This window comes from Arthrobacter sp. Hiyo1 (assembly GCF_001263615.2).
GTDB lineage: Bacteria > Actinomycetota > Actinomycetes > Actinomycetales > Micrococcaceae > Arthrobacter.
This window is the reverse complement of record NZ_DF952474.1, coordinates 282194-288719: the sequence shown is the minus strand read 5'-3', so window position 1 is coordinate 288719 and position 6526 is coordinate 282194. Positions and strand designations below refer to the sequence as shown.

The 6526-nt window shown below is 63.6% G+C and carries 4 protein-coding genes and 2 pseudogenes; 4 read left to right on the top strand and 2 right to left on the bottom strand.

Annotated features, from left to right (window positions below; translation table 11 throughout):
- Positions 1–1017, bottom strand: a pseudogene (locus AHiyo1_RS18655) (aldehyde dehydrogenase family protein); the annotation flags it as partial.
- 146 nt (positions 1018–1163) lie between these two features.
- Positions 1164–1889: a tyrosine-protein phosphatase gene (locus AHiyo1_RS18650; RefSeq protein WP_059389544.1), complete on the bottom strand. Its 726-nt coding sequence runs from the start codon at positions 1887–1889 to the stop codon at positions 1164–1166.
- Positions 1890–2111: 222 nt separating this feature from the next.
- Between AHiyo1_RS18650 and AHiyo1_RS18645 the strand changes: the two genes are divergently transcribed.
- The 4 genes and pseudogenes from AHiyo1_RS18645 to AHiyo1_RS18630 all read left to right on the top strand — a co-directional run bounded on the left by AHiyo1_RS18645 (position 2112) and on the right by AHiyo1_RS18630 (position 6490).
- Complete coding sequence (locus tag AHiyo1_RS18645; RefSeq protein WP_059389543.1) at positions 2112–3125, top strand: LacI family DNA-binding transcriptional regulator; 1014 nt, start codon at positions 2112–2114, stop codon at positions 3123–3125.
- Positions 3126–3284: 159 nt separating this feature from the next.
- Positions 3285–4520 (top strand): sugar ABC transporter substrate-binding protein, encoded by a 1236-nt coding sequence (locus AHiyo1_RS18640; protein WP_059389542.1) that lies wholly within the window; start codon positions 3285–3287, stop codon positions 4518–4520.
- A gap of 217 nt (positions 4521–4737) precedes the next feature.
- Positions 4738–5564 (top strand): annotated as a pseudogene (locus AHiyo1_RS18635) (carbohydrate ABC transporter permease).
- Positions 5565–5737: 173 nt separating this feature from the next.
- On the top strand, positions 5738–6490 hold the full coding sequence (locus AHiyo1_RS18630) for a carbohydrate ABC transporter permease (protein WP_253257452.1): 753 nt from the start codon (positions 5738–5740) through the stop codon (positions 6488–6490).
- The last annotated feature ends 36 nt before the right edge of the window (positions 6491–6526 follow it).

The following is a 6526-nucleotide window of genomic DNA, read 5'->3' as shown; positions in this document are numbered from 1 at the left end:
CGACGACGCGCTCGTCCACGCGCGCGCCGATGGCGGAGACGACGTCGGACACCAGCGCCTGGGGCACGATGGTGCGGCGGATCGAGGTGCACTTCTGACCGGCCTTGACCGTCATTTCGGTGACGACCGACTTGATGAAGGCGTCGAACTCGGGGGTGCCGGGCACGGCGTCGGGTCCGAGGATGGCCGCGTTGAGCGAGTCGGTTTCGGAGGTGAAGCGGACGCCGCCCTGGACCACGTTGGCGTGGGACTTGAGCGAGTTGGCGGTGGAGGCGGAACCGGTGAAGGCGAGAATGTCGCGGTAGTCGAGGTGGTCCAGCAGGGTGCGGGCGGATCCCGAGATGAGCTGCAGCGAGCCTTCCGGCAGAATGCCCGACTCGACGATCGCCTTGACCACGACGGCGGCAACGTAACCGGTGGGGGTGGCTGGCTTGACGATGGTGGGGACGCCAGCGATGAATGCAGGCGCGAACTTCTCGAGCATGCCCCACACGGGGAAGTTGAAGGCGTTGATCTGCGCCGCGACGCCCGGGATGCGGGTGTAGATATGCTCACCGGCGAAGGAACCGTCCCTGGACAGGACTTCCATGGGTCCGTCCACTACAACCTGCGAGTTCGGCAGTTCGCGGCGGCCCTTGGAACCAAAGGTGAAGAGCACGCCGATGCCGCCGTCGATGTCCACCATCGAGTCGATCTTGGTGGCGCCGGTCTTGAAGGACGAGGCGTAGAACTCTTCGCGGCGGCCGTTCAGGTACTGGGCGAGTTCCTTGAGCTTGAGGGCGCGCTGGTGAAGGTGAGCTTGCCGAGCTCGCGCTGGCCCACCGTGCGCCCGTAGTTCACGACGCCGGCAAGGTCCAGTCCGTCGGTGTTGACCGTTGCGAGGATCTCGCCTGTGCTGGCGTCGCGGACGGGGACGCCAGCTGAGGCTTCTGCGCTGGGGGTCCACCACTCGCCCTGGACGAAACTGGGCACGGTTTCAACGGTTGTGGCTTCCGGAGCGACTGCGGTACTGGTCATCGTCGACGGGTCCTTCCAAGGCACGGGCACGAAATGGACTGAACGGCCGCAAATTACTGACCGGCCGTTCGGTAATACAACCCAGAATACATGAGAGGCCCGATCTGCACACTAGATGCCCGCCGGGACGCTGCTTCTACCGCGTTCTACCGCGCCGGAGCGTTGAGTTTCGCTCGGATGGCGGAAATTTCTGCCTTAGAGACGCCGTTCGCTCCCAGGAAGGTAGCTGTGTCCAAGGAATGCGCGAATTCCAACAGGCTCACGCTGCGCGATGCCAGCAAGGCCTCGAGTGCGTCTTCCTCGAGAAAGGGATCATGGGCGTGCGGGGCGCGATGGTGGCGGTGGCGCTCGTTGATTCCGCGCATTCCCTGCTGGTAACCCCGCACGATTTCCTCGTCGCCGGCTCCGGACAGGTTCTGCAGCATCACGGCGATGATCCCGCTACGGTCACGCCCGGCAGCGCAATGCACTACAACCCCGCCGGGTGCCGCGGCGATGGCTTTGAAAACAGCGGCGAGCCTGTCCGGGAAGAGCCGCACATAGTCGGCGTAGTGGGCAGGGTCTTTCAGGTACGGGCCAAAGCGCTCGGTGAACTCCTTGTCCTCCGGATCTTCGGTGGGGCAATGGACGATCTCGAAGCGAGCAGTCGCATCCGCCGAAACCTCGGGATCAACCTCCCTGGGCTGCTGCTCGCGAAGGGTCCGCAGATCGATCACGGTGCGGATGCCGGCGTCGTACATTTGCTGCCACCCGAGATCGGTGAGCCATTCCCGCCGGCCCATCCGGTACAAGCCTCCGGCGATGTGCCAGGCGTTCACCGCACCGTCCCAATGGACGCCCCGCTGCTTGGCTGCGGTTGAGATCCCATCCATACCGGACAGCTAACCACACGCCGGATAGGTGAGCGGGGGTTTGCTCGGAAGGCGGGATATGTGAGCGGGGGTCGGGAGGAAGGGCGGGATAGGTGAGCGAGGGTTGGGTCTTGCGGGTCTTACGTGATACATGTCATACTCTTTCTCGATACGCATCGACGATGCGTATCGACGAACTACGCATCACCAAGACCCACCGAACCCGGCAAGGAGGCCTGGAACGTGCCCACCAGCAAGGACGTCGCCCAGGCTGCCGGCGTAGCCCAAAGCACCGTCTCGTACGTGCTCAGCGGCAAGCGGCCCATTTCCGAGAAGACCCGGAAAAAGGTCGAGGCCGCCATCGAGCAACTCACTTACCAACCCAACGCCGGCGCCCGCGCCTTGGCAAGCCGCAAGACCCGGGTCATCGGCCTGGTCATTCCGTTCATTCCCGAGCTGGAAATGGGATCGATCATGGAGTTCGTCTCGGTCATTGCCAGCACGGCCCGGCAATTCGACCACGACATTCTCCTGGTCACCGACGACGAAGGCGCCGCCGGACTGAGCCGCGTGGTCGGGCAGCAGATTTGCGACGGCCTGATCCTCATGCAGGTTGAGGACGAGGACGAGCGTCTCCCGGTGGCCCGCAGCCTGAACGTCCCGGTGGTGCTGATCGGCATCCCCCGCGATCCGTCCGGGCTGGTCTGCATCGACGCCGACTTCGAAATGGCCGGTGAACACTGCGTCCGGGATCTTGCGGCCGCAGGCCACTCCGTGATTTCCGTTATTGATTGGCAGCCCGCAGTGATGGACCGCCACGTGAACTACGTCGACCGGTTCTTGCACGGCACGGACGTCGCGGCCAAAGCACTGGGCGTGACCGTGCTCCACCTTCCCGGCGGGACCGACCGCGCCACCATCTCCGAATCGGTGGACAAGGCCCTCGCCGGCACCACCGGAAAGCCCGCGTTCATCGCTCCCGACCGCACCATCCAGGACATTCTGCGCCGCGACTTGAGCAGCCGCGGTTTGACCCTGGGGCTGGACGTTTCTGTTATCGGAAGCGCCTCCCCCACCCTCGCCGAGCTCCAACCCATACCGCTTTCCACCATCGATCTGCGCCCGGCTGAAGTATCCCGCCGGGCAGTCAAAATCATGTGCCAACTCCTCGAAACCGACTCCCACGGACCACACGAATCCCTGGAGTTGGTACCCACGGTCATCACGCACCGTTCAAGCACCCTCCGTCCGCAGTGAATCGCCACCCCTGATCCACCGCGTCAACGCTTTTCATCGCAGGTCGTTACTCCGTTACTCCGTTCGTTTCAGCATCGTCGATACGCATCGATGATTCGATTATCCACTTCGCATCAACAGACGCACCATTCCCTTCCTCCACCAACAAAGGAACAGACAATGAAGTCAGCTATCAGGACACGCCGCCCGCTCGCCCTGGCCGTGGCCGCTCTCGTCGGCCTCCCGCTCGCCATCTCGGGCTGCGGCACCACTACCTCCGCCTCCTCCACGGATGCCGTGAAGGAAATCTCCGTGATGGACTACTACAACAACGAGCCGGACAAGTCCTTCATCGGCGACGCCCTGACCGCCTGCGGCACCAAGGCAGGCGTCACGATCAAACGAGAGACCGTGCCGGGCAAGTCCTTGATCTCCAAGGTGCTCCAGCAGTCCTCTTCGAAGACGCTTCCGGATGTACTCATGCTCGACAATCCGGACCTGCAACAGATTGCCGCTACCGGAGCGCTGGCTCCACTGTCCGATTTCAACATCAGCACCGCCGATTTCGCGCCCGGGGTCCTGAGTGCAGGCACCTACAAAGACAAGGTGTACGGGCTAGCCCCCACCGTGAACACGATCGCGCTCTTCTACAACAAGGACATTCTGGCCAAGGCCGGAGTCACCCCGCCCACCACGTGGGACGAGCTAAAGACGGCGGCCACCAAGCTCACCTCAGGCGAGCAGTATGGCCTGGCCTTCAACGCCAACCCGACCTACGAGGGCACATGGCAGTTCCTTCCGGTCATGTGGTCCAACGGAGGCGACGAGAAGAACATCGACACCCCAGCGACAGCCCAGGCCCTCCAGCTCTGGACCGACCTCGTCAAGGACGGATCCGTGTCCTCCTCGGCGCTGAACTGGACCCAGGCAGACGTCAAGGACCAGTTCATGGCAGGCAAGGCAGCCATGATGGTCAACGTCCCCTGGCAGATCCCGGCGCTCGACAAGAACACCGCGCTGAAATACGGCGTCGTGAAGATTCCGGTCCGTGACGCCAGCCAGACAGCCGTTGCCCCGCTTGGCGGCGAAGTGTGGACCGTTCCGCAGACAGGCAATAAGGCCCATCAGGCCAAGGCCGCGGAAGTGGTGGCCTGCATGAACAGCGACGAAAACCAGCTGGCCATGGCCAAGGTCCGCAACACCATCCCGTCCAAGACCTCGCTGGCAGCAAAGTTCGCCACCGACAACCCCAAGCTCGCCACCTTCACCGACCTCATCAAGACAGCCCGGGCCCGTACCGGCGAACTCGGAGAAGGATGGCCGGCACAGGCGACCAAGATCTACACCGCAATCCAGACCGCGCTGACGGGCAAGGCCTCCCCCGCCGACGCCCTCAAGCAAGCCCAAGGCCAGTAAGCGGCTGGACATGTCCCTCACAACTGATTCGTCGCAACCCAGAGCGCAGGCCAAGTCGCAGGCCAACCAGCGCGCCAACCAGCAGGCCACAGCGCGCGCAAAGTCCGGCTCGGACAACACCCGGGCCGAGGAGGCAATCCAGTCACCGCACCGGCGCAGCCGCAAACGCCGCGAGCGCCTCTTCCAGTGGCTGTTCCTGGTCCCTGCCGTGACCTACATGGCGCTGTTCTTCGGCTACCCCGTGGTCAAGAACATCGTGATGAGCTTCCAGGACTACACCACGGCCACGTTCTTCACGGGCGAGGCCCCCTGGGTGGGGTTGGCGAACTACGCGAAGGTGCTGTCGTCGTCGTTGTTTTCAACGTCTTTGGTGAACACCGCGCTGTTCACGCTGGGATCCATACTGGGCCAGTTCGTGATCGGGCTGGCGCTGGCGATCTTCTTCCAGCGCAAGTTCCCGCTCAACGGAATCCTGCGTTCGCTGCTCCTGCTCCCCTGGTTGCTGCCGCTCATCGTGTCCAGCGCCGTGTGGAGATGGATCCTGGACAAGGACAGCGGAGCCTTGAACCGTTTCCTCGGAGAGATGCACATCGTGAACACGGGCGTTCCATGGCTCACCAGCACCTCGCTGGCGCTGATCGCGTGGTGGGGGTGAACATCTGGATCGGCATCCCGTTCAATCTGACCATTCTCTATGGCGGCCTCCAGGAAATACCGGATGAGCTCTACGAGGCCGGCTCCTTGGACGGCGCCACGGGTTGGAAGGCGTTCCGGCACATCACCTGGCCGATGCTGCGTCCGGTGGTGAGCGTGGTCCTGGTGCTCGGCGTCGTCTACACCCTCAAGGTGCTGGACATCATCCTGGGCCTGACCAACGGCGGCCCGGCGAATTCGACCCAGACCATCGCCACCCAGTCCTACGATCTGTCCTTCCACGAGTTCAAATTCGGCGAGGGCGCCGCGCTGGGCAACGTCCTGGTGCTCATTTCGCTGGTCTTCGCGGTCCTGTACTTGCGTGCCAGCCGGCGTTCCGTCGATGAGTGAGGAAACCATGACGACGACGAAAATCACCACCCGCCGTTCGGCGCCGGCGCGCCCGGAAAGCGAGCGCCCGAAATAGGATCGCCTCCAAAGGCGCCGGACCGGTTCGCTCCGGGACGGGACCCGAGCGCAAAAGGTGGGGCTACACCGTCCTGGCCATCGTCTTCCTGGCCATCATGCTGTTCCCGGTCTACTGGATGGTCAACGCTTCGCTGCAGCCCAACGGCACCACCTTGGAAACCTCGTGGCTGCCGCTCAAGCCGGACTTCACCGGCTACGCCACGGCCATCAGCGAGCAGGGCGGGAACCTGGCCACCAGCCTGGTGATCTCGCTCGGCAGCGTTGTACTCAGCCTGGCCATCGCGGCGCCGGCGGCCTATGCCTTGGCTTATTTCAAGGTCAAGGGCGCTGGCGTGGTGCTCTTCGCGATCTTGATCAGCCAGATGATCCCGGGGATCGTGGTGGCCAACGCGCTGTACACGGCCTACAACGATCTTGGCCTGCTCAATTCCATCCCGGGCCTGATCCTGGCCGACTCCGCGCATGGCATCCCGTTCGCGATCCTCATCATCAGGGCCTTCATGAACGGCATGCCGGCGTCGGTCATCGAGGCGGCCCGAGTAGACGGTGCCGGGCATGTGAGGGCGTTCTGGTCCATCGTGGTGCCACTGAGCAGGAACTCGCTCATCACCGCGGGGCTCTTCACTTTCCTGTTCACCTGGAGCGACTTCCTGTTCGCCCTGACCCTGACCACCACGGAGGCCGTGCGGCCCGTGACGCTGGGAATCTTCCAGTACATCGGCGCCTACGTGAACGACTGGAGCTCCGTCATGGCCACGGCCGTCCTCGCCTCCATCCCGGCCATCATCCTGCTGGTCGCGGCGCAGAAGTACATCGCGGCGGGCACGGCCAGTGGAGCGGTCAAGTAGCGGCCGTCAAATAGCCAGATCCCGACAGCGGGTCCC